Origin of the sequence: Acinetobacter johnsonii ANC 3681, assembly GCF_000368805.1 — a bacterium.
GTDB classification, from domain to species: Bacteria; Pseudomonadota; Gammaproteobacteria; order Pseudomonadales; family Moraxellaceae; genus Acinetobacter; species Acinetobacter johnsonii.
The window spans coordinates 134,205-158,363 of the sequence record NZ_KB849709.1 but is presented as its reverse complement, the minus strand read 5'-3'; the positions used below and the strand labels follow the sequence as shown (position 1 = coordinate 158,363).

Annotated in this window: 22 protein-coding genes; 14 read left to right on the top strand and 8 right to left on the bottom strand. The window is 41.5% G+C overall.

The window, feature by feature from the left end:
• Positions 1-130 precede the first annotated feature (130 nt).
• A complete protein-coding gene (gene mdh / locus F946_RS16575) occupies positions 131-1,342 on the bottom strand; it encodes an iron-dependent methanol dehydrogenase (RefSeq protein WP_004984892.1) in 1,212 nt (403 codons plus the stop codon).
• A gap of 239 nt (positions 1,343-1,581) precedes the next feature.
• On the opposite strand from mdh, the gene F946_RS16570 reads away from it, so the two are divergent.
• The 3 genes from F946_RS16570 (at position 1,582) to F946_RS16560 (ending at position 6,475) form a co-directional block, all read left to right on the top strand.
• Positions 1,582-3,546, top strand: coding sequence for a hypothetical protein (locus F946_RS16570; protein WP_004984891.1), 1,965 nt, complete (start codon positions 1,582-1,584; stop codon positions 3,544-3,546).
• Between the two features lie 128 nt (positions 3,547-3,674).
• Positions 3,675-5,390, top strand: coding sequence for an AAA family ATPase (locus F946_RS16565; protein WP_004984888.1), 1,716 nt, complete (start codon positions 3,675-3,677; stop codon positions 5,388-5,390).
• Between the two features lie 101 nt (positions 5,391-5,491).
• Complete coding sequence (locus F946_RS16560) at positions 5,492-6,475, top strand: ion transporter (RefSeq protein ID WP_004984887.1); 984 nt, start codon at positions 5,492-5,494, stop codon at positions 6,473-6,475.
• 86 nt (positions 6,476-6,561) lie between these two features.
• On the opposite strand, the gene F946_RS16555 is transcribed toward F946_RS16560, so the two are convergent.
• Both F946_RS16555 and F946_RS16550 read right to left on the bottom strand, forming a co-directional pair.
• Positions 6,562-7,782: an MFS transporter gene (locus F946_RS16555; RefSeq protein ID WP_004984886.1), complete on the bottom strand. Its 1,221-nt coding sequence runs from the start codon at positions 7,780-7,782 to the stop codon at positions 6,562-6,564.
• Between the two features lie 247 nt (positions 7,783-8,029).
• Positions 8,030-8,488 (bottom strand): DUF441 domain-containing protein, encoded by a 459-nt coding sequence (locus F946_RS16550; RefSeq protein ID WP_004696797.1) that lies wholly within the window; start codon positions 8,486-8,488, stop codon positions 8,030-8,032.
• Between the two features lie 136 nt (positions 8,489-8,624).
• Between F946_RS16550 and F946_RS16545 the strand changes: the two genes are divergently transcribed.
• Positions 8,625-9,359 (top strand): pseudouridine synthase, encoded by a 735-nt coding sequence (locus F946_RS16545; RefSeq protein WP_004984885.1) that lies wholly within the window; start codon positions 8,625-8,627, stop codon positions 9,357-9,359.
• A gap of 10 nt (positions 9,360-9,369) precedes the next feature.
• On the opposite strand, the gene F946_RS16540 is transcribed toward F946_RS16545, so the two are convergent.
• The 3 genes from F946_RS16540 to F946_RS16530 all read right to left on the bottom strand — a co-directional run bounded on the left by F946_RS16540 (position 9,370) and on the right by F946_RS16530 (position 11,266).
• Complete coding sequence (locus F946_RS16540) at positions 9,370-9,810, bottom strand: GNAT family N-acetyltransferase (RefSeq protein WP_004696801.1); 441 nt, start codon at positions 9,808-9,810, stop codon at positions 9,370-9,372.
• A gap of 93 nt (positions 9,811-9,903) precedes the next feature.
• Positions 9,904-10,239, bottom strand: a complete 336-nt coding sequence (locus F946_RS16535; protein WP_004984882.1) for a type II toxin-antitoxin system RelB/DinJ family antitoxin — start codon at positions 10,237-10,239, stop codon at positions 9,904-9,906.
• A gap of 112 nt (positions 10,240-10,351) precedes the next feature.
• Entirely contained in the window at positions 10,352-11,266 is a 915-nt protein-coding gene (locus F946_RS16530) for a pseudouridine synthase (RefSeq protein WP_035327326.1), read from the bottom strand.
• 122 nt (positions 11,267-11,388) lie between these two features.
• On the opposite strand from F946_RS16530, the gene tsaE reads away from it, so the two are divergent.
• The 4 genes from tsaE (at position 11,389) to hfq (ending at position 15,358) form a co-directional block, all read left to right on the top strand.
• On the top strand, positions 11,389-11,850 hold the full coding sequence (gene tsaE / locus F946_RS16525; RefSeq protein ID WP_004984879.1) for a tRNA (adenosine(37)-N6)-threonylcarbamoyltransferase complex ATPase subunit type 1 TsaE: 462 nt from the start codon (positions 11,389-11,391) through the stop codon (positions 11,848-11,850).
• Between the two features lie 7 nt (positions 11,851-11,857).
• Complete coding sequence (gene mutL / locus F946_RS16520; protein WP_004984877.1) at positions 11,858-13,798, top strand: DNA mismatch repair endonuclease MutL; 1,941 nt, start codon at positions 11,858-11,860, stop codon at positions 13,796-13,798.
• A gap of 6 nt (positions 13,799-13,804) precedes the next feature.
• Entirely contained in the window at positions 13,805-14,749 is a 945-nt protein-coding gene (gene miaA / locus F946_RS16515; protein WP_004984875.1) for a tRNA (adenosine(37)-N6)-dimethylallyltransferase MiaA, read from the top strand.
• Positions 14,750-14,842: 93 nt separating this feature from the next.
• Positions 14,843-15,358 carry an RNA chaperone Hfq gene (gene hfq / locus F946_RS16510; protein WP_004984873.1) on the top strand — a complete coding sequence of 172 codons (516 nt, stop codon included), beginning with the start codon at positions 14,843-14,845 and terminating at the stop codon, positions 15,356-15,358.
• Between the two features lie 112 nt (positions 15,359-15,470).
• Here hfq and F946_RS16505 read toward each other — a convergent pair whose 3' ends face one another.
• Positions 15,471-16,775, bottom strand: coding sequence for a peptidylprolyl isomerase (locus F946_RS16505; RefSeq protein ID WP_004696818.1), 1,305 nt, complete (start codon positions 16,773-16,775; stop codon positions 15,471-15,473).
• A complete protein-coding gene (locus tag F946_RS16500) occupies positions 16,775-19,234 on the bottom strand; it encodes an LPS-assembly protein LptD (RefSeq protein WP_004984870.1) in 2,460 nt (819 codons plus the stop codon). The genes F946_RS16505 and F946_RS16500 overlap by 1 nt, the downstream gene beginning before the upstream one ends.
• Positions 19,235-19,355: 121 nt before the next feature.
• Here F946_RS16500 and F946_RS16495 point away from each other — a divergent pair, with 121 nt between their 5' ends.
• The 6 genes from F946_RS16495 (at position 19,356) to F946_RS16470 (ending at position 24,157) form a co-directional block, all read left to right on the top strand.
• Positions 19,356-20,372, top strand: coding sequence for an aminoglycoside phosphotransferase family protein (locus F946_RS16495; protein ID WP_004984865.1), 1,017 nt, complete (start codon positions 19,356-19,358; stop codon positions 20,370-20,372).
• Positions 20,369-21,058 carry an N-acetylmuramate alpha-1-phosphate uridylyltransferase MurU gene (murU, locus tag F946_RS16490; protein WP_004984863.1) on the top strand — a complete coding sequence of 230 codons (690 nt, stop codon included), beginning with the start codon at positions 20,369-20,371 and terminating at the stop codon, positions 21,056-21,058. Before F946_RS16495 ends, murU begins: the two co-directional genes overlap by 4 nt.
• Before the next feature lie 84 nt (positions 21,059-21,142).
• Positions 21,143-21,775 (top strand): 16S rRNA (guanine(527)-N(7))-methyltransferase RsmG, encoded by a 633-nt coding sequence (gene rsmG, locus F946_RS16485; RefSeq protein WP_004984861.1) that lies wholly within the window; start codon positions 21,143-21,145, stop codon positions 21,773-21,775.
• A gap of 25 nt (positions 21,776-21,800) precedes the next feature.
• Positions 21,801-22,583 carry a ParA family protein gene (locus F946_RS16480; RefSeq protein ID WP_004984859.1) on the top strand — a complete coding sequence of 261 codons (783 nt, stop codon included), beginning with the start codon at positions 21,801-21,803 and terminating at the stop codon, positions 22,581-22,583.
• Entirely contained in the window at positions 22,580-23,467 is an 888-nt protein-coding gene (locus F946_RS16475) for a ParB/RepB/Spo0J family partition protein (protein ID WP_004696828.1), read from the top strand. The genes F946_RS16480 and F946_RS16475 overlap by 4 nt, the downstream gene beginning before the upstream one ends.
• A 36-nt stretch (positions 23,468-23,503) precedes the next feature.
• Positions 23,504-24,157, top strand: coding sequence for a MotA/TolQ/ExbB proton channel family protein (locus tag F946_RS16470; RefSeq protein WP_004984856.1), 654 nt, complete (start codon positions 23,504-23,506; stop codon positions 24,155-24,157).
• Positions 24,158-24,159: the final 2 nt, after the last annotated feature.

The window sequence follows — 24,159 nt, the reverse complement described above, 5'->3', positions numbered from 1 at the left end:
ACCACAAATAAAAAAAGACAATTTAAGTGCACAGGTAAGCAAGGATTAGGCTTACCTGAATGAAACAGTATGGACGTCTGTTTCATTCCACTTAAATTGTCAAAGCAAACAAAAAAGTTAAGGAGAGAACTTAGACCGCTGCTTTAAAATCGACCACTGAAGCACCAGATTTGAGTGCAGCTTTGAAGATGTCGACCACTTGAGCATGGTTTGCTTTACGTGGATTCGTCAGCATGCAGGCATCTTTTTGTGCATTTTCAGACATAACACCCAAATCTTGCTCTTTCACACCCAGTTCAGACAAGCTCGATGGAATACCAATCGATGCAGATAGTTCACGAATCGCGTCAATTGCAGCATATCCAGCTTCTGTCACAGTTAAACCTGTGATGTTAACTCCCATCAGTTCTGCAATACGTGCATAACGGTCAGGGCAGGCAATTAAGTTGAACTCACAGACGTGTGGAAGTAGGACTGCATTACATACGCCGTGAGGTAGGTTATAGAAGCCACCGAGTTGGTGTGCCATCGCATGGACATAACCTAGAGATGCATTGTTAAATGCCATACCTGCTAAATATTGTGCATAACTCATGGCATCACGCGCTTCTAAGTTTTCACCGTTCGCAACTGCAGGACTTAACCATTCGCTAATCATCGAAATGGCTTTTTCAGCACAGGCATCAGTGATTGGGTTTGCTGCTGTTGAAACATAGGCTTCTACTGCATGGGTTAATGCATCCATACCCGTTGCTGCCGTTAAACTTGCAGGTTTTGCAATCATCAGTTTAGGGTCATCAATTGCAATCAGTGGAGTGCAGCGCCAGTCCACAATTGCCATTTTTACATGGGTATCTGTATTGGTAATAATACAGAAGCGTGTCATTTCTGATGCTGTACCTGCCGTGGTGTTGATGGCAATAAGAGGGGTCATTGGAACCGTACTTTTATCAATTCCTTCGTAGTCACGAATATGACCACCACCTGCAGTCACGAGTCCAATACCTTTAGCGCAGTCATGCGAAGAACCACCACCTAATGACACAATAAAGTCACAACCTTGTTCGTTATACGCAGTCACGCCGTTGTGGACATTGATGTCAGTTGGGTTCGGTTCTGCACCTGGGAAGATGTGGCTATCAACACCTGCATCTTTGAGATATCCTGCAATGGTGTCGGCTACGCCAAATTTAAATAAACCTGCATCGGTTACAATCAGTGCTTTCTTTGCACCGAGGTTTTGTGCTTTGCCACCAATTTCTTTGGCGCAGCCTGGGCCAAAAAGTGAAACACAAGGGATATAAAAACCGTTCGTTTGATCTGCAATATTTTTAAAAGCCATGGTGCGATTCCTTCTACCATTATTTATGTTGTTATCGGTGCTCATTACCGTTTTTAGAGTATTGAATGATTCAAAAAACTTGTGTACCTACCAAATACCTACCATGAGTAAGGGAATGAGGAGAAATGGCTTCAACGAACAAAATGGCTATCGATAAAAGGCATAGTCTGTGGTTCAGGATTTGTTTATATTGGTTTTGAAGTTGTGGTGAAAATAGCCAAATTCAAAGAGGAAAAGCCGTGGAGAAAAATGATAAGCTTAAGCAATATCAAAGTCTTGCTATACAGTTCAGACAAGTTGTTCCGAGTATTCAGCAGCTTTATCACGAGCAGGCCGCTTTTCTTTCCACACTCAATGTGCAAAACGTTTTAAGTGTCGATGTAAAACAACAACGGATTCAAATTTTAAATCATTGTTTTCATATTCAGTTTTATACACCGACGGAACAGGCGGAGCTGTGTGTTCCACAGTTTATTTATCAAGGACATTATGCAGAAGCGCTCGAAGAGTTTTGTTTACACGACATTGTGTTTTTAGTGGGTGATCAATCCCCACAACATTCTTTGTATTTGCGCAATAAAGTTAAACAGTTGCGGCAGCTGATTCTTCAACAGCTGTTTGTTTTGTTCGATGGCCCGAGTCGCGTGCAAACAATTTTGACTGAAATACGGCAAACGCAATCAGAACTCTTTCAACAGCTGTGCCAGCAAGTTGAATTAAATACAGCGGATCCAACCTCTGAGCGAGGTTTGCTGGCCGAGTTGCAGCGCTTATGCAGCTTAAATGCAGATCAGGCGGAAGATATTTTACCGCTACAGTCTTTGATGAATAGTTATGACGAGCTGTGTTGCAGTGCCAGTCAATTCTTAGAACCGCATGTTTATCGCATTGTACAAACGGCATTTCCCGAACGGTTTTCTTTACAAGAATTGATTGATCATGTGCATGATATTCATTTGTTATATCCGCATGCTAAAGAGCAGCCCCATATGCTTGGCTTTGTGCGGCTTATGCATCGGGATCTTTGGACATCGCGTGATTTGTTGGCAAAGCGACATTTTTTAAAAGCTGAAACTAAGACATGGCAAAAGAAGGTCGCAAAACTCCCGATTTTTGATGAAAGCCGTACCGTAAATTGGCTATTCAAACAAAAAGCAGTGGTGACAGACTGGGTTAGTCAAAATATCCAGCACAGTAGTATACGCGTTGCTATAACGGCTTTGAGTTATCTCGATACGCAGCCTTATCATCCCGAAATTATTGTGACTACCTTAAAGTACTTCCAACATGTTGCGGCGCGTTTATTTATACAAAGTTGCTATGAACATGCCTTACAACAGCATTGGTTTGAGCTTGAGGCCAACCAGCATGTGGTCTTAAAAAATAGACGCCAAGATATGGATGATCAGCGGATAGCGATTAGCCCGTCTATTTTGTATTTAGATGAATGGCTCGAACTGCTGCGCCGTGTGGTCGAACATCAGCCCGAATGGGGGAAACGGGTCTACACAAAATTGAGTCGCGTAATGCAGGCCTATATTCAGCATCTAGATAAAATTGCGCAGAAACTCCCTAAAGACTTAGTGGTTTATTTTAGCGAAGATAAGCAACAACACCATGATTTTTATCTTCAGTTAAAGCAACATAAACTGCATATTGAAAGCTTTAGACAGTTGTTTTATTTAAATCGTCTCCCTTTACGAATTTCGGTGTTTGATGCTTATGTGCGCGATTATTTGCCTGAACATTTTGAGACGCAAAAGGAAATTTTAAAAAATGTCACATGGAAGAGCCTATTTCATCAGGCTGTGCAGTGGCATGATCAATTGCATAGCCAAGAGCTACTTGCGGAGCTGAAACGAAAGCTTGGTTGTGTGTCATGGCAACCGATCAGTCATGAGGCTTATTATTTTATTGAGAGTTGGGTGCTTGAGGAGCTCAAAGATATTGATCGCATCATTGCTGAGTCACGTCGCTTTCAACATTGTTTAGCAGCCAGTTTTGCTGAGCGAATTATTGTGCGCGAATATGCTGCATTTCATATGGGTCATACCGATGCACAGCGGCACTTGACGCTTGGTTGTCATTATATTGCAGGGCAACTGTTATTTGATCAGCTTGAATATCCAAACAACCAAAAAGCGTTACCTGATGATGTTGTGGTCGCTGAACAATTTATTGCCATGCTGAATCAAACCGAGTAACCAAGCTCTTAAAAATTAAACAACAATGGACCTAATTTGTCGCACATCATTTACTGTGTGACGAGATCTGCTTAACTTTTTTGCAAAAACTCGGTAGGCTATAGCCGTTCATCAATGGTATAGGTCTTATGAAGCAAGAAACTGCACTCAAACTCTTAAAAGCGGGCGAAAATGTCTTTTTAACCGGTTCCGCTGGTGCAGGAAAAACCTATACGCTGAACCAATACATTAACTATTTAAAAGCTCGTAAAGTGCCTGTGGCGATTACTGCTTCTACAGGTATTGCCGCGACGCATATGAATGGCATGACCATTCATACTTGGGCCGGCATTGGAATTAAAGATGCGTTGGGGGAAGATGAACTCAAACGCATGAAAGAACGTAAATACTTAAAAGAGCATTTAGAAAATGCCCAAGTCTTAATCATCGATGAAATTTCGATGCTACATGCCAAGCAACTCAATTTGGTCAATAAAGTCCTTAAGTTCTTTAAGGAAAGTGAAGAGCCATTCGGCGGAATTCAAGTGATTGTTGCGGGTGACTTCTTCCAGTTACCGCCAGTTGGTAAAAATGAAGAACGCAATCGCGATAAATTCTGTTTTATGTCTGATGCTTGGGTAGAAGCCAAGTTTCGTGTGTGTTATTTGACTGAGCAGCACCGTCAGGGCAATGATTACCTTAATGATATTTTAAATGCCATCCGCAGTCAGAGTATTAACTCTCAGCACTTGCAGGCTTTACAAGCCACACGTCAGCAAGATATTGGAGAAATTTTTACACGTTTATATACGCACAATATGGATGTGGATACCATCAACTTCAAACATTTGAATGAAATTGAAAATGAAGGTCGACAGTTTGAGGCGGTGTGTGATGGCAATGACAAGCTTATTGAAACGTTAAAGTCTTCTGTGCGTGCACCTGAAAACCTAACCCTCAAGAAAAATGCCAAAGTGATGTTTGTAAAGAACAACTTTGATGTGGGCTATATCAACGGTAGCTTAGGCGAAGTGGTGGGCTTTGAAGAAGATGATGACTTTGGGATATTGCCGAAGGTCAAACTGACTGATGGTACTGTACTGGTGGTCGAGCCTGAAACGTGGTCAGTGGACAATGATGCAGGTAAAACCATTGCCAGTTTTCAGCAAATTCCATTGCGTTTGGCATGGGCCATCACCATTCATAAGTCACAAGGAATGACTTTAGCAGCAGCGGAAATTAACCTTAGTCATACCTTTGAAAAAGGGCAGGGTTATGTGGCTTTGTCGCGGTTAAAGACTTTGGATGGTTTAAGGCTACTGGGTTTTAATGAACAAGCTTTGGAGTTAGATAGTCTTGCCATTAAGGCAGACCGCCGCTTCCAAGAACTCTCCGATGAAGCCGAAACACATTTCGAGGCCATTGATTTGGAAGCACAACACAAGGCCTTTATTCGTCATTGTGGCGGAACGCTCAATGAAGTTGAGATTGAGCGTAATGAAAAGAAAATTGCCCGGAATGCAGGTAAAGCCAACTATGCCTCTGCAACACTTGATGAAACACGTGAACTGTTTGAAGGTGGTTATGAAATTGCCGATATCGCACAAGAGCGCGGTTTGACGGCTGCAACTATTATCAATCATTTGGCAAAGTTGCATAAAGAGCAAGGCTTGGATATTTCCGTGGCACATCCTGGGGAAGAAGTGGTTGAGCAAGTGCGGAAAATTTATAAACGCTTAATGAAGCGTCAGCAAACAGAACACTTTAGCGAAGATGGTGCGATTAAGCTTCGTCCAATTGTGGAACTGACAAATCCGCGTATGGGCTATGACCAAGTTCGTCTAGCGCTGTTATATATTGAATAACAGATTAAAAGTAGGGCGTTTCGTGCAGAAATTTCTTACTTACATTGCCCAGAACTTCAGTTAAACTGAATTTTAAGGGATAAGAATAACTTAGAATCGTAATGAAATTGACAGCTTGGTACACGCTACGCAAATTTGTTTATAACAATTTGCATAATGAGGATTATGAGACACCTTTAAGTCGAGGGTTGAACTATTTTCTCATTGCACTGATTATGAGTAATGCTGCTGCGGTCTTGCTGGAGTCGGTGCAAAAGTATTATGTGTTATATCAAGACTTTTTCTATTATTTTGAAATCTTTTCTATTATCGTTTTTAGCGTCGAATATCTTTTACGTTTTTGGTCGATTGCTGAATCTAATAGTTTTGAGTCGGATTGGAAAAACCGCCTAAATTGGGTCAAAAGTGGTGGGGCGATTATCGACCTCTTGGCTATTCTACCTGCGTATTTAAACTTTTTTGTTCAGTTCGACTTACGATTCTTAAGAATTGTTCGTCTGCTCCGACTTCTCAAGTTAACCCGCTACTTTGTTTCTCTACAAATTTTATTACGAGTCATCGAGCGCGAAAAAGGCTCATTTCAAGCAGTTATTTTCATCTTAATGATTATGATCATTATGGCGGCTGCAGGCGTGTATTTGATTGAAAGTCAGGCACAACCTGAAGTTTTCAGCTCTATTCCAGCTTCAATGTGGTGGGCCGTGGTTACACTGACCACAGTGGGTTATGGCGATGTGACACCTATTACGCCGTTAGGACGTTTTCTTGGTGCGATTATTACCATTTTAGGGGTAGGTTTGGCCGCATTACCTGCGGGTATTTTGGCGAATGGTTTGGCCAATGAACTTGAGCAGCGTAAAGAAAAACTTGAACTCAGATTTCGAGAACTAATCCAAAATAGCGATATTGATTTTGTTTTAGAAACAGAAAAAATTGAAGAAGTTCGTAAAGAAGTTGGGCTGACCAAAGAGCAAACACACGATATTATTTTACAGCTCATTCGTGAACAAAAAGAAGAATCTTTAAGGCAAGAGCGTGAGCAATATGCCTATTGTCCACACTGTGGGAAGAAACTACCTGAATAAATCGGTGTAAAAAGGCATGTGAACAACGTTAAAATTGTACATTTATACACATGCCTTACTTTATCTGAATAGAGATCTAGATTGGTCTAACAAGTCTGATTTGCATCGCTTTTACATGCGGATATCGACTTTTTCTCATGCTGAAAAGCCACTAGCAAAATAATTAGCCCACCCAAACTTAGTAGAACCCCGACCCAGATTGGAGCTAGCCAACCTAAACCTTGGCTAATTAACCAGCCGCCCAGAAATGCACCAAAAGCATTGGCAATATTAAATGCAGAATGATTCAGCGAAGCGGCTAAGCCTTGTGCATTACCAGCGACATCCATTAAGCGGGTTTGTAGTAAAGGCCCCAAGCCTGCAATACTGAAGCTGACCAAGAAGAGTGCAATAAAAGCAGTGGCAAGGTGATCCATAGATAAAGCACAAAGTACATAAGAGCAGGCGTTGGAAACTAAGACCCAAATAATCGCCTTGTTTAAGTTTTTATCGGCAAAGTGTCCTGCGACAACACCACCAATGACCAACCCGAGGCCAATACACGCCAACGCAAACGGAATGACTTGAATGCTAGCATGCGTGTATTCAGTCAAAATAGGCGATACATAACTATATACAGAGAATAGTCCACCAAATCCAATTGCACCGACAGCAAGCGTGATCCACATTTGTGTATTTTTAAGTCCACGTAGTTCATTTTGAATGCTGGCTGTGTGATCCAGCTGCATTTTAGGTAAGCCAAAACAAATTGCGACCACGGTCAAAAATGCGATAGATGCAGAAAATTCAAAACCTGCACGCCAACCATACAGCTGGCCCAGCCATGTCGCAAAAGGCACACCAATCACGGTCGCGACATTCAGCCCCATCATGAGCATTGCAACAGCCGAAGCGCGCTTTTGCTTTCCTGCAAATTCTGCAACCACCAAAGCGGCAATACCAAAGTAAGCGCCGTGAGGGAAACCTGCAATAAAACGTGAGACCAACATGGACTCATAGCTGTTTGCGAGTGCTGTACTGGCATTGGCGATACCATAAAATAGCATGAGTCCAATTAAGAGCATTTTACGCGGAACCTTTGCGGCCAAAATGGCAATCACAGGTGCGCCAATAGTCACGCCTAAAGCGTAAGCACTAATAAAATGCCCTGTGACAGGAATACTGAGCTTGAAACTTTGTGAGATCTCTTGGATGAGTCCCATCGCAACGAACTCAGTAGTCCCAATACAAAAACCACCGAGTGCCAATGCCAAAATAATGACAGATAAGTGGCTTTTTGGAGAGATGCTATTTTCTTGAGAGGACATAAATAGAGGAGAAAATGAAAAGTATTATACGTTCTTTATCACATGAAAATTTGGTTGTTCAAAAAAGTTATAAGTAAACTAAGCAAGCATAATATTCATACGAACCTTGAAGATTCTACACGATGAATATTTATTCATAGTGCTACATTAAGTGATCATTCTATAAAAGAAACCAAATTAAAAGGCAGCAAATACAGATCAATCCAACCTAGCTTGAGAATTTGGATTTGTTTTTGTATTCGCTAGGCTAGGGCTGTCCTGTACCAATGATTAGGGTAAGTAAACCAGCCGCAATGAGTGGGCCGACTGGAACGCCACGTAGTAAAGCAACTCCTGCAACGGTTCCGACCAGCAAGCCTGCAACAACATCGGGTTGGTTTGACATCAGTTTCACACCACGGCCACCTAGCCATGCAACCAAAACACCAATGGCGATAGCAAGTAACGATTTAACACTTAAAAAAGATTTAAAAATACTTTCACCGCTAATTCTGCCACTTGCAATAGGTACCAAAACTGCAATGGTTAAAATGATGATCCCTATATTTAATCCATGTTGTTGGATGAGTGGGAAGTATTCACTCAGTGGCGTCATCCGTAAAATAATGAGTACTGCCGCAGCAATGGTTACCGCAGAGTTGTGACTGAAAATACCGCAAGCCAGTAGGATCAGGAGGACGATCAAGTTCAAATCTAAGTTCGGCATAGGGAGCGAGACTGGTCAAAAAAACATGTGCATTGTAACGTTTTTTTAGCCACTTTGCCGAATGATCCGAGTCCTTTGATTGATGTTCCTGTATTTCAGTATAAAATGAGCCTTTATTTAAAAATGTGGTGTGCTGATGCTGTTGGAAAAAATGTTGCAGTCGCAAGGATTTGGTTCGCGAAAGCATTGCCAACAGTTGATTAAAAATGCAGCCATTGAAATTGATGGGCAGATCATTACTGACCCTAAACATAAACTCAAATTGGATGCGCTTCACTACAAGGTACATGGCGAGAGCTTTGAATACCGTGAAAAAGTTTATATCGCCTTAAACAAGCCACAAGGCTATGAATGTTCACATCAGGCGACACATCATTTTAGTGTTTTTGATTTGTTTGATGATTTTCTCTTGAATCGTGGTATTCAGTGTGTAGGTCGTCTAGATCAAGACACCACAGGTTTATTGTTACTCACTGATGATGGTCAGTTTTTACAAGCGCTGACACACCCTAAAAAACATGTAGCAAAAGTGTATCGGATGAAAACGGCCGACCCTGTTACAGATGAACAAGTTCAACAGCTGGAGCAAGGGGTGGAGCTGCGAAATGAAAAAGGGAGTTTTGCTGCAACAGATGTAAAACGCTTAGCTGAATGTGAACTGCAAATGACTGTGCATCAGGGGGTGTATCATCAAGTGAAACGTATGCTTGCGGCAGTGGGAAATAAAGTTGAGAGTTTGCATCGTCAGCAAATTGGAGCGCTCGACTTAACGGGGATACCAGATTTAGTCGAGGGACGTTGGATCTATTTAAATGCTGAACAAGTGGCTTTAGCCAAGACACGCAATGCTCTTGAGAGTGAAGGTCTTTAGACGCTGAATGCTATAGAAAGCAATGATAGGTCTTAAACTCATTATCCGCTACAAAGCCCATGGCTTCATATAAGCTGTGGGATTGATAATTATTTTTTTGCGTTTCAAGCGTAATACGAATGGCTTTTTCGTGTCGCGCAAACAAAATAGCGGTATCGATCAATTGTTTTGCTGAGCCATGGCGACGATGCGGTGGAGAAACATAAACATCATCTAAAATATAATAAGTTGCACAGGCCACAGAAGAGAAACCTAAATACAGCAGCACAAAACCTGTAATCACATCGTCTTTGACATGAATGAAGATGACGCTTTGTTCGTTTTCAAGGCGAAGTTTAAGGAACTTTTGGGAAAGCGCTAAGTTGGACGATGCACCATAAAATTGGCGATATTCATCAAATAATACAGCAAGTTTTTCTAAGTCTTCTAAAGTGGCACGTCTAACGATCATGTATTACTCCATGCTGTATTTATAATATTTACATGAAGCATACCTAAGTTTTGAAAGGGATATTTCTAAAATTTGTTTAGAAATGCAACACTGTTAAGTTTTGTCACTTTCTCCCAAGATTGCAGCTAATTCCTCAAAAAGATCAATATGTTCATCATCTGCAAATAAATCATTGGTTGCTGTTGAGTCTGCACTAGTGATGTGTTCAACCGCTTTTTGTTCTTGCTTGAGTTTACGTAGTTTAATCAGTTGTTCAATATTGATGTTCTGGTTTTCGATTGAGAAAGGGATGGATTTGGTTAAAACCACTTGTTTGAAGAACAAACGAACGGCTTGCGCAGGCGTAATTCCCAGTTGTTTAAACACTGCAAAAGCTTGTTTCTTTTCTTGGGAATCGAGTCGAATTTGATAGACTTCTGTTTTTCTCATGATTTTTTAAATAATTTGAACGACTTAAGGGTAGAAGTTATTTTAATCAATTCCATTGTAATTTCAATATTCATACAATGGAATTTTAAATTATTTTGTAATGACAAGCAGATTACAATGTCAATTCAGAATTGGAGCTAAACTGCATAAGCTGTTGAGTTATTGGGTCTTTAAATGAAAGATGCTTAGCTAAGAGTTGTAAAGGCTGACTAAAATCATCGTCGGCTTTATGTACAACTTTAGGATAGAACGGATCATTTTTAATCGGAAGACCTAAGAAGTTGAGGTGTACACGGAGTTGATGTTGCTTCCCTGTCTCGGGTTTAAGCTCATATTTTGCCCATGTTGCATCATGCTCTAAAAGCATGATCTCGGTTTCACTGTTTGGTGCTTTGTCTAGGACTTGCATGGTGTAGAACGGTTCACCTTTTTGCATATGCAGTTTTACTATGCGTGGAAAGTTGAGTTCGCGGTTAAACGGTGCAATCGCATGATAGGTTTTTTGAACCTGTCGATCTGCAAACATTTGCTGATACATCCCTCGACTCTGAATACATTTGGAAAACATCACCAAGCCAGCGGTTTCACGGTCAAGGCGGTGGATGGGCGTTAAATGCTCAATGCCTGTTTGTTTTTTCAGCCGCACTAATAGGGTTTGTTGAACATATTGCCCCGTGGGACTGATGGTCAAAAAGTGCGGCTTATCCACCATTAAGAAATGATCATTTTCAAATAAAATCTCATGCTGAGATGGCACTTCAATTTCGTGCGCTAAAAAGCGGTAATAAAACACATGCTGATTTTCAAGATATGCCGAATCTGTATGGAGGATATTACCTACAGCGTCATAGACCAAGCCATCATGAAAGCGTTGCTGCCATTCCGCTGCTTCAATGTGCTGAAATTGTGTACATAAATAAGCAAGTACGCTTTTAGGTGTATGTTCAAGTTTAGGTAAGTACACCTTGCTGGCACTGACACCATTGAGCATTGGTGGACAAAATTCAGAAGTTTGGTGGTTGGACATGTTTTTACAGGTAATATCTAAGCGGTTGATATAGGAAAATACGAGTTTTCAAACTTGCGACTTGGGCATTTTAGGGGTGCGGTGCTATCATAATTGCTCTTTTGCCACTTGTCGTGAGTATTATGCAGTATTCATTCAACTTAACACTCAATAATGAACAAGATACCCAAAATTTAGCGAAAATTTTGGCACAGCATTTTACGACGGGTGTAGTGTATTTGATTGGCGATTTGGGAGCAGGTAAAACCACCTTAACGCGTTATTATTTACAGCATTTAGGCCATCAAGGTTCCGTGAAAAGCCCAACCTATACTTTGGTTGAACCTTACCAAGTTCAAGGGCGTGATATTTTTCATTTTGACTTGTATCGTTTAAACGATCCGTATGAACTGGAGCTAATGGGCATTCGTGACTATTTGGAAACGCCCAATGCACTGTTTTTGTTTGAATGGCCGTCTAAAGGGGGCGATGAGATCCCTGAGGCGGACTTAATTATTGATATCCAAAAATCGGAAGATGAACTGACACGGTCTGCTACCTTAAGTTTCCATTCAGTAGCATTATTACAAGCATTAGAGAGCTAATTAAACAATGCGTGATGATTTAAAGATACGTCGTATTCATACTTTGAATCCTGCTCTAGCCAACCAAATTGCAGCAGGTGAAGTCATTGAGCGTCCAGCGTCTGTGGTCAAAGAGTTACTTGAAAACTCGATTGACGCAGGTGCGACAGAGCTGATTATTCGGGTAGAGCAAGGCGGCAGTACTTTAATTGAAATCATGGACAATGGTCGAGGGATTTACGCTGAAGATCTCCCTTTGGCGGTGATGCGACATGCGACCAGTAAAATCCAAACCGCTGAAGATTTACATGCAATTGTCAGTTTAGGCTTTCGCGGAGAGGCATTGGCTTCTATTGCAGCGGTGTCGCGTTTAACCTTGACCAGTAGTCAAGTGGATGATGGAATTGGCTATCAAGTTGAAGTCAATGGAACTGCATTTGACCATCAAGACATTCAGGCTGTAGCTGCACCGAAAGGTACGCATATTCGGGTACAAGATTTATTTTTTAATGTGCCTGCACGTCGAAAATTCCTCAAAAAACCTGGCACAGAGTTTGGTCATATTGAGGAAATCGTCCGACGTTTAGCGCTGACGCATTTCGATATTCGTTTTGTGCTTGAACATAATCAAAACATCAAATTGAACTTGCCGATTGCAGATAGTGGTGAGCTACGTTTTCAGCGCGTACAGCAGTTGCTAGGGCGCGCATTTACTGAAAATGCTTATTGGATGGATGCAGATAGCATCAACATGCGTTTAACAGGTTGGTTGGGACATCCCTCCGATGCGCGGGCTCAGGCTGACTTGCAGTATGTTTATGTGAATGGTCGAATTGTTAAAGATAAAACCATCTCTCATGCGCTGCGTATGGCTTATGATGGTATTCTGCATGGACATCAGCATGCGGGTTATTTGCTTTTTCTGGAAGTAGACCCTGAAAATATTGATGTCAATGTACATCCGACCAAACATGAAATTCGCTTTTTGAATCAACGTGAAGTACATGAATTTGTACGTCATTATGCCAAAGAGACTTTATCGCAGTTTCAAACGGCAACCGCAGATTTATCTGATGCCATGAAGGTTGCAGAGAATCAAGCTTTGATGTCTGTGCAACCTCGCTATCAAGAGCCTTTGCAGTTGCATCGTCATGTTGAGTCTGCACAAACTGGTGAGCAAGCCCCATCGGATATGCTCACTGACTTTAGTTCAAATCAACCACAAGGTGTCCATTATTCGGCGCAACCCTCACGCTATCAGGGCTCACAACAGCTCAATAATGCCTTGCAAAGCTATTTAGCTCCTTTGCGTGATACATCATCTGCTGTTGATCAAGCTCAGCCTTTGGTTGATGTTACAGTGCAAAGCCCTAAAGTCGACGAACATCCATTGGGAATTGCTATTGCACAATTGCATGGTATTTATGTGCTGGCTCAAAATACAGAAGGGCTGATTATTGTTGATATGCATGCAGCGCATGAGCGTATTCTGCTACAGCAAATGAAGTCAGCATGGGATAAACCAGAGTTTTGGACTTCTCAGCAGTTACTTATTCCCAAAGTGATTAATATCACGCGAATGCAAGCTACGCGAGTGGAAGAGCTCAAAGATCAATTGGCGCGTTTAGGTCTTGAAATTGATCAATATGGCGATGAGCAGGTCATTGTTCGTGGTGTGCCTGCGATTTTACATAAAGCCAATTTTGAGGCGCTGGTACCTGAATTACTTAACGATTTGGATCCAAATGATGAAGCGCAGGGCTTACTGCAAAAGCGTGATCAAATTCTAGCGGGTATGGCCTGTCATGGTGCTGTTCGCGCGCATCGCATTTTGGGTCTTTCTGAAATGAATGCTTTGCTTCGTCAAATGGAACAAACTGAATTTGCCAGCCAATGTAACCATGGTCGCCCAACTTGGCGCGCGTTTCCATTGGCTCAACTAGATAAGCTTTTTGCTCGAGGAGAGTAGTTGTACATGTCAACTCAATTGCCGGTCATCAATTTAATGGGGCCAACTGCAAGTGGTAAAACTGCTTTGGCATGTCAGCTCTATGAGCAAGGAAATTTTGAACTGATATCTGTAGATTCAGCATTGGTCTTTAAGCATATGGATATTGGTACAGCAAAGCCGACCAAAGAAGAGTTACTGCAATATCCACATCACCTTATCGATATTATTAGCCCATTAGAAGTCTACTCGGCAGCAAACTTTGTTGAAGATGCATGTGGTTTAATTGATGACATGCATGCACGAGGTAAAACCCCGATTTTGGTGGGTGGAACCATGCTCTATTTCAAGGCACTTTTAGAAGGCCTTTCAAGCAATTTACCGAGTGCAGATTATGCTGTTCGTGCTGAAATAGAAGCCAAAGGTGAAAGTGAGGGTTGGTCTGCGGTCTATGCGGAATTATGCAGTGTGGATCCACTGGCGGGCGAAAAATTTAAAGTGAGTGATAAACAACGTATTATTCGGGCTTTAGAAGTTTACAAGTTGACAGGGCAGCCCATTACTAAACTTCAAGCTGAACAGCCTAAAAATGTGCCTTATCGCTATAATTTTCATAATTATGCTTTGATGCCAGACCGTGCAGAATTGCACCAAAGAATTGCACAACGATTGAAAATTATGTGGAAAATCGGATTTTTAAATGAAGTGGAAACACTTATGAAAAAATACGATTTAGATGAAAATTTACCCTCTATGCGCTCAGTTGGGTATCGACAAGCACTCGAATTTTTACAAAAAGGAGATAAAACTGTCGAAAAACAACATGAAATGGAGGATAAATCACTTTTTGCGACACGACAACTTGCCAAACGTCAATACACTTGGTTAAGATCTTTGCAAGAGGCACATAAATTTACAACGTATTCTACTATCACGCAGGCACAAGAAGACTTGCGAAACTGCTACGGATAAAGCAAAATTTAGCTACTATCTTTTTTATAATTTTTAATTGAAAAATAAAGATAGTTTTTTGCGCTGATTTTTAAATTTTTTTGGAGTTATAACATGTCTAAAGGTCAAACTTTGCAAGATCCGTTCTTAAATTCTCTCCGTAAAGAACGTATTCCTGTCTCTATCTTCCTTGTAAACGGTATTAAGTTACAAGGTCATATTGAATCTTTCGACCAATATGTTGTTTTATTAAAAAATACAGTAAGCCAAATGGTTTACAAGCATGCAATTTCTACAGTTGTTCCTGCACGTAATCCACGTCCTGCTGGTGCACCTGCTGGTGCTGGTCAACAAGGTAGCTTTGGCGGTCAACAAGGCGGCTTTGGCGGTCAACAAGGCGGCTTCGGCGGTCAACAAGGCGGCTTCGGTGGTCAACAAGGCGGCTTTGGTGGTCAACAAGGTGGCTTCGGTGGTCAAGGTGGCTTCGGTGGTCAAGGTGGTTTCGGTGGTCAAGGTGGCTTCGGTAGTCAAGGTGGCTTCGGTGGTCAAGGTGGCTTCAGTGGCCAATCGACTGGTTTTGATGGCGAATCAAAATTTGAAGACACTCAAGATGACGAAAATAATCGTTAATTGATTGTTAAAAAAGCCTCTCACATGAGAGGCTTTTTTTATGCCAAATTTTTAGTTTTCGTCCAAGCGAAAAAAGACCAGCATGAATGCTGGTCTTTTTATGTGTTCAAACTTATGACTTGTTGTTCTTACGGTCTAAGTTAGGATCTTTAATTTCGACATAAGCTCTGTTGCGTGTTTCGCGTAACCAGCTATCAAGCTCTGCATCAAATTGACGCTCACCTAAAATTTGACGTGCCATACGTTCTTGGTATTCAGCAGTCATGTCTTGTTGACGTGTTTCAGTCACTTGAAGAATATGCCAGCCAAACTGAGTTTGAAAAGGTTTACTGGTTTGACCTACCGGTGTATTTTTCATGGTTTCTTCAAACTGAGGAACCATCACACCTGGGCTGACCCAACCCAAACTCCCGCCATCACGTGCTGAACCTGTGTCATTGGAGTAGGTGGAAGCCAAAACGGCAAAGTCTTCACCTTTTTGTACGCGGTTATACAAGCTTTCGATCATTTGTTTAGCATTTTCAGGGCTAACCACTTCAGACGGTTGGATCAAAATATGGCGTGCTTTGTATTGAGGTACAATCGCTTTTTGCTCAGCCCCTTTGCGTTCAACTAATTTTAAAAGATGTACACCATCTCGTACTGTAATTAAATCTGTGGTTTGTCCCACTTGGAGTGGACTCACACGTGCTGCAAGCTCGCTAGGGATGTCAGAAAGTGCTCTAAAGCCCATATCTGCACCTTCAACTTTGGTGCCAGCAGTACTGAACTTTTTAGCAATTGCAGCGACATCGTTGTCGTTTGCTAGTACCGTTTTAACTTGCTTAGCCACAGCGTCAGCATTGTCACCTGAAACACGCACATGTAGCACATGCACTTGGTTACCGAGTGCTGCTTGACCTTGTGGGGTATTTAAGAAGTTTTTAACGTCTTGGTCTGAAATTTGGATACGAGAGGTAACGATTTGCTGGCGCAAACGATTGATGGCTAAATCTTCAGCAACGCGACTACGCAAAGAAGCATAAGTTCCTGGTGCCATTTTATCGAGCTTTTGTTGGAATGCTTCTAGGCTTGTGCTACCAGATTGTTTTGCAACATTTAAAACCGCTTCATTCAAGCTTTTTTCATCAGGTTGAATGTTGTAACGCTTCACTTGTTCAAGCTGAGTCTGACGAATAATCAGTTGCTCTAATGCTTGTTGTGCCAAATATTGCTCTGGTGGGACTTGTTTCTTTTGGCTCTCAAGTTGATGTTTGAGCTCAGCCATGCTTGCTTCTAAGTCACTCTTCAAAATGACACTGTTATCGACTACAGCAACAACTTCATCCGACGCATGTACAAAAGTTGGAATAGCGGTTGCGAGAGCTAAAGCCAAAGCACTCGCTTTAAAAAATTGTTTGAACTGTTTTGTCTTCATTAACGGTCTGTCCAAGTCTGATTAATATTGTTAAAGCCTAGAATACGATTTTCTAGTAAGGATGAAAGTTTACTGTTGAGTCCGCCTAAGCCTTTAAGTGTAATTTCGGCCATAATTGCACGTTTAGGTTCTACACCTGCAGCATTGACGTCATCCAAGTCGTTATAGTACTCACGACCATAAACGGAGATCCCCCAACAGCAAGACTCGTAATTGACACCGAGGAGGTATTCACGAGCGACATTGTTGTCTAAGTCATATTGAGCATGGCCCATAATACGCCAGTTGTTATGGATCGGTTGTACGAAAGATGCAACCACTTGGTCGTAATGTTCTTGACGGTCTGCAATTTCTTTACGGTAGAAATAACCAACGTTATAGAGGTTGCCTTTATCACCCGTAAAGTAAAGTTGTAAGTCGCGTTGAGCATTATCGCCATTTGCCATCCATGCTGAGTTTGCACCGAGGGTAAAGTTTTGCGAGAGCTGGCTAGATACGCTGACAATTGGACCAGAGTGATTTTCTGTGTCAAAGACATCTGCTGTTTGGTCAAGCGTTACGCGGCGGTCTTCGAAATAATAGCTTTGGCCCACACTGGCTTTTAAGCGCTCTAGACCTACCGTATCAAATAAGCTATAGCTTAAGCCCAGTGACAAGAAGTTATTGTCTTCTAGACGGTCATGGCCATAGAAGCGATTTGCACTAAATAACTGATCATAGTTGATCGATGCTGTTGCAGAGTCAAAATTTGGTGCACCATCTTGATTTTTATAGGGTGCATAGGCATAGAACATGCGTGGGCTTAACGTCTGTAAGAAAGTGCCTTCTTTTTCAAAAGTCAAACCTGCATCAAAAGTCACCTGTGGCACGACATAAGATTTGTCATTCGATGAGCGGTTGGTGTTGTCAAACTCATTGATGGTATCTTGATCGTAGAATGTGTTTACATTACGAATAGATACTTCTGGAATGGCGAAAGCCCACGGTGTACGGTAGTTATAGCGTACAGAAAAGTCATTATAGACACGGGTGCCGCTTGGTTCAAAGCTATCGTTGGTATCGCCATCGATAGTCCCAAAGTCCTTTTTAAAGTAAGCCGTATCGTTGTTGAACTCGTACTCTAAACCGAGAGCGTTGCCTGCTTTATAGTTGAGTAAGAACTGTGGTAAACGTGCATACGGACGGTCAACGTAGGGTGTAGTTTCGTCTAGTGTTTGGAAGTCTTCAACTTTCAGTTGGGCTTTTAGACCAGGAATTCCATTTTTATAGTTTAACTCCCAAGCACGACGCAAGTTTAAGTCTGTCTTGGTGTTTGGGTTATTGCTTAAGTCAGTAAAGTAGTCTTTGTCTGAAGCATAGTTATATTCAAGGTTGGTTGAGAACTGTTCATTGATTTGCCAGTTATGTAAAAAGTGCAAATCTTTACGGTCTTCATCGTCATATTTTCGGTCAGAAGCTAAGTAACCCCCCCAAATTTGACCTGAACCAAAGTTTTCGGTTAGATAGCGGAACTCACCCTCAAACATTGGGCCGCGGTCGCTGATATAGCGCGGCGTAACGGTCGCATCGTAGTTAGGTGCTAAGTTGAGATAAACAGGCACTGCAAGCTCGACACCACCATCATTGGTGAAGCCAAAACTTGGTGTTAAAATACCGGTAGTACGACGGTCATCAATTGGGAAGTTAAAATAAGGAACAGCGAGAACGGGTACATCTTTAACATAAAGTTTTGTGCCGCGTGTTTCACCACGTCCAGTTTCTTGATTTAACTTAATTTCGTCTGCTTGGATTTTCCACGTTGGCGATTGCTCTGGTGGGCAGGTGCTATAAGTTGCATTTTTTAGCGTGGTGGTCGTTTGTGACTCACGTAGGATTTGGTCAGCCCGCCCATGTGCATGTTGTTCTTCTGAGATATAGAAGCTGTTTTTCAGATCGCCTTGCTGAGTTTTTAGGTTGTAATTGATTTGGTCACTTTGCGCTAATAAACCACTTTGCGCCATTTGCACACGACCTTCAGCATTGGCAAAGGTCTGGGTTTGATCAATGGTGATTTTATCGGCACGGATTTGACGACCTTCTTGATCAATCAGGACATTACCTTCAAGAACAGAGTCACCTTGTGGGTTGTAGTGACCATAGTCCGCTGTAATGGTGGATGTCGCATTGGCTGCGTCAGCAGCTTTGGTTTCAGGGCTTACAGGGGTTAACCATGTGCCTTGGCAATACGCGGAACTTAAGTAACGACCTTGGCGCTGTTGAGCTTCAGGAGATGACTTATCGACATAGTATTGTTCGAAAAACTTTTGCCCAGGATAGTTTTCTTGTAGTGCTTGTTTTAGCGATTGTTGTTCGTCTGAAATAGACGTGGTTGGTGTTGCAGCATAGCTTGTGATTGAGCTACCACAAAGAAGGGTAAATATCGCAGTCGCTAAAGGATTAAATTTAAACTGATGCTTCATGTGTCTCATTTACCAAGTATGCTTAAAACGCAATTAATTATTGTCGCATCATAGAGAAAAAGTTGATAAGTGGCTACACTTAGCACTTTAAAAACTCAGCCTGTATTAGAATTTATCGCAAATGAATACACAACGTGAACAATTGATACAAACATGGATTTCATCTGTACTTGGTTCAGATCAATTTGAAATTAACTTTTTAGCAGGCGATGCAAGTTTCCGTCGTTATGCACGAATCAAGTTGAATAATAAAACATTTATGCTGATGGATGCACCACCAGAAAAAGAAGATTGTGTGCCTTTTGTGACGATTGATGAATTTTTTGATACGAACGGTGTCCGTGTACCACATATTGTGGCGAAAGATTTGGAGCAAGGCTTCTTATTGCTTGAAGATTTTGGTGATGTGCTACTGTCAACACAGCTCGATGACAAGACTGTTGATGCACATTATGAGCAAAGTTTTAAGCAGTTGATTCAATTGCAATCTATTGATGGTGAAGGTCATTTCCCAGCTTATTCTTATGAGAAGTTAATGACCGAAATGTCGCTATTGACAGATTGGTTATTGCCAAGTTTACAGATTCAACCTTCTGATGATGAGTCTGCGCTGATTAAACGTACATTTGCAATTTTAGCCAATGCTGCTTTGGCTCAGCCTCAAGTGATTGTACATCGTGATTTCCATAGTCGTAATCTCATGCTTTTGGCAGATGAACAAGAGCAGGGCGTAATTGACTTTCAGGATGCGGTGATAGGTGCAGATACTTATGATCTGATCTCAATTACACGTGATGCGTATATCCAGTGGAATCCTGAGCGCGTTTATCATTGGTTTAAAGTGTTTTATGACCTATTGCCAGCTTCTGCTAAAGAAGGGCGTGACTTTGAACAGTTTAAGCAAGACGCTGACCTGATGGCAATTCAACGTCATATTAAAATTTTAGGTATTTTTGTGCGTTTATTTGAACGTGACGGAAAAACAGGTTATCTGAAAGATTTACCACGTGTGATGTGGTATTTACTTGAAGAAAGCAAACCATATGCAGAACTACAACCTTTCATGCAATTTATTTGCGATAAAGTGATGCCGAAATTTGAAGCAAAATATGGCAAATATGAGGTTGTTGCAGCATGAAAGCAATGATTTTGGCAGCGGGACTTGGCAACCGCATGCGTCCTTTAACACTTTATAAACCGAAACCTCTGCTTGAAGTTGGTGGTAAACCACTGATCGTTTGGCATATTGAAAAACTCAAGCAAATTGGTGTCACAGAAATTGTGATTAATTCTGCCTGGTTGGCCGATGTGTTGATTGGTGCACTTGGCGATGGTTCGCAGTTTGGAGTGACTATTCGTTGGACGCGTGAAGAAGAAGGGCTTGAAACAGCGGGTGGTATTATTAATGCTCTACCACTGTTGGGGACAGAACCGTTTATTTTAGTGAATGGCGATGTTTGGACCACTTTTGATTTTGCATCTTTACTTGATGTGCAATTGGACGCCGATTTTGCGCATCTGGTATTTGTACCCAACCCGACACAGCATCCCAAAGGCGACTTTATCTTAAATCAAGGGCGTGCTTATACCTTTGAACAAGAGCAGTCGGGTGAGGCGCTAACTTATAGTGGTGTTGCAGTTATACATCCACAGATGTTTGAGGGTTTAGAAGCAGGTAAGCGTCCGTTGGCTCCATTGCTAAAAGAAGCGATGTCTGCTGGAAAAATTTCTGCCGAGAAAATGCAAGCCGCATGGGTGGATGTTGGCACACCTGAGCGATTAAGTGATCTAGATCTACAGATTCGTCAAGGTATGTACGTTTAAGTGCATAATCACTAAGCGTTAGCTACTGTTCCACGGCTGAGAAATCGGTATACTTCAGTTTAATTTTATTGAGATGTCTTCTTTATGCATCCATTTTTTCAAGACTTAAAGCAAGGTAGTCAAAAGCTTGGCTTAGATTTGAGTGAAGAAGCATTAAATTTATTGCTGAAGTATCAAGACGCACTTGTGCTGTGGAACAAAGCTTACAATTTAACAGCGATTCGCGATCCTAAAGAAATGCTGGTGAAGCATTTATTAGATAGTTTAAGTATTTTAAAAGATTTGCCGAAAGGTCGTTTGCTGGATATTGGTACAGGCGGTGGTATGCCGGGCATGATTATTGCTCTATGCCAACCTGAGCGCCAATGTGTTTTGCTTGATTCCAATGGTAAAAAAATTCGTTTTTTAAAGCAATTTATTGCAGATTTAAAATTAACCAATGTAATTGCAGTTCAAACGCGTGTTGAAAATGAAGATAGCATCCATGATTTGGGTCAGTTTGATGTGATTACCAGTCGTGCATTTGCCTCTTTAACCGATTTTATCAATGCATCGAAGCCTTATATGCACCAAGACAGCATTATTGCGTCGATGAAAGGCTTGGTTCCGCATGACGAAGTTGAAGCGTTCAAAAACGAATTTAGTTGTGACATTATTGCGTTAAAAGTTCCACGTTTGGACGAACAACGACACTTACTTTTATTAAAACGTATCTAAAAAAATTCAAAGGATTGGGCGGGTCATGGCACAAATTATTGCGATTGCGAACCAAAAAGGTGGTGTAGGTAAAACCACAACCGCAGTAAATTTGGCTGCATCTTTAGCAGTACTTAAAAAGCGTGTTTTATTGGTCGATATGGACTCGCAAGGCAATGCGACCATGGGTTCAGGCATTCAAAAAAATGACCTACTGTATTCAGTGACCGATGTTTTACTGGGTGAAGTGCCTATAGAGACTGCGATTACCAAGGCGGAAGTGGGTTATAAGGTCTTGGGTGCAAACCGTGATTTGGCAGGCGTTGAACTTGCGATTGCTGAGCAAGAAGGGCGTGAGTTTATTCTGCGTGATGCGTTGCAAGAAATTGAACAAGCATATGATTACATCATTGTGGACTGTGCGCCAAGCTTAAGCTTGATCACGGTTAATGCATTGGCAGCGGTGGATGGTGTGATGATTCCAATGCAGTGTGAATACTATGCTTTGGAAGGCTTGGCAGATTTAACACAGACCATTGATCGCATTCAACAAGCATTAAATCCTGAGTTAAAAGTTATTGGTGTTCTACGCACCATGTATGATGCACGTAACGCGCTGACACGTGATGTGTCTGAAGAATTAGAACAATACTTTGGCAAAAAACTCTATGACACGGTCATTCCACGTAATGTGCGTCTAGCTGAAGCACCTGCGCATGGTTTGCCTGTGATTTATTTTGAAAAAAGCTCGAAGGGCGCAGTTGCTTATTTACATTTAGCAGCTGAAATGATTAAGAAAAGCAAAGTGAAAAAAGGAAGTAACGCATGACCGTTAAAAAACGTGGGCTGGCAAAAGGTCGTGGTTTAGATGCCTTACTCGGTTCCATTCAAAAAGAGAAATTACAACTTGAAGCACAAGCTCTTGATCACGGTCAGCTAAAACAAATCGATGTGCATCTACTACAACGTGGTGAATATCAGCCACGTCGTTTTATTAATGAGCAAGACTTACAAGAGTTAGCGGCATCGATTGAAAAACACGGTGTGATGCAGCCGATTGTGATTCGTCCAATTGATAATGAAAAGCACCCCTATGAAATTATTGCGGGTGAGCGTCGTTGGCGTGCGGCTCAACTTGCCGGTTTAACGCAAGTTCCAGCCATTGTTCGTGATTTAACAGACCAAGTTGCAATTGCACTGGCGTTGATTGAGAACATTCAACGTCAAGATCTTAATCCGATTGATCAGGCGATGGCTTTACAGCGCTTCCATGAAGAGTTTGGTTTAAGTCATCAAGAAATTGCAGATACTGTAGGCAAAGCACGTACCACGGTGAGTAATTTATTACGTTTATTAAGTCTAGCTGAGCAAGTTAAAGACTTTATGCAGCAAGGTTTACTGGACATGGGACATGCTCGTGCCATTTTGACTTTGAAAGGAAAAGATCAACTGAAAGTCGCTGAATTGGTGATAGAGAAGAGTTTATCTGTTCGCCAAACTGAACAATATGTTCGTGATCTCAATGCGCCGAAACAAGAAAAATCAAAAACGGAAATTGCACCAGATCTTCAACAATTGACACAGCGCTTAACAGATCGTTTTAGTGCAAATGTCAAAATTGATCATAATAAACAAGGGAAAGGCAAGCTCACGATTCATTATCATTCACTCGATGAGTTAGATGGTATTTTGAATATTTGCTTAGCTGAATAATTTTATTTTCTATTTTTAAATACTTGGGGAAGTGTTATGTGGGAATTGGTAAAAGCAGGTGGGTGGCTTATGCTGCCCCTTGTGCTCTGTTCGATCTTTACTGTTGCGATTAGCTTAGAGCGTTTGATTCGCTTGAAGAAATCCACTATTTTACCGAAAGATTTGCTATTAAATTCAGCGCAAAGCGTACAAATGGTTTTGCCTAAACTTAAACAAAATCAGGATTTACAGGCAACGACATTGGGTCGTATTTTGGAAGTTGGTTACCAAAGTAAGGCACAAGGTGAACAGTTTGCACGTGCGCAGATGGAAGCAACTGCTTCTCAGGAAATTGGTTATCTTGAAAAAAATATCAATTTTTTAGGGACATTGAGTGCTGTTGCGCCTCTTTTAGGATTGTTGGGAACGGTACTGGGGATTATTGAGTCATTTTTAATGATTGATATTGGTAATAGCAGTAATCCAACACTGATGATTCCAGGGATTTCTAAAGCGCTGATTACAACTGCGGCAGGAATGTTCATTGCGATTCCCGCATTATTTGCTTATCGTTATTTTCAGCGTTTGGTTCAAGAGTATGTTGCTGAATTAGAGCAGCAATCGACTTTATTTCATGCGGCTTTATTTTATAAGCAAACAGAAACTGTGCTTGAAAACCATGATGATGTTGTTGTGAAGCAAGCGAGCTAAGG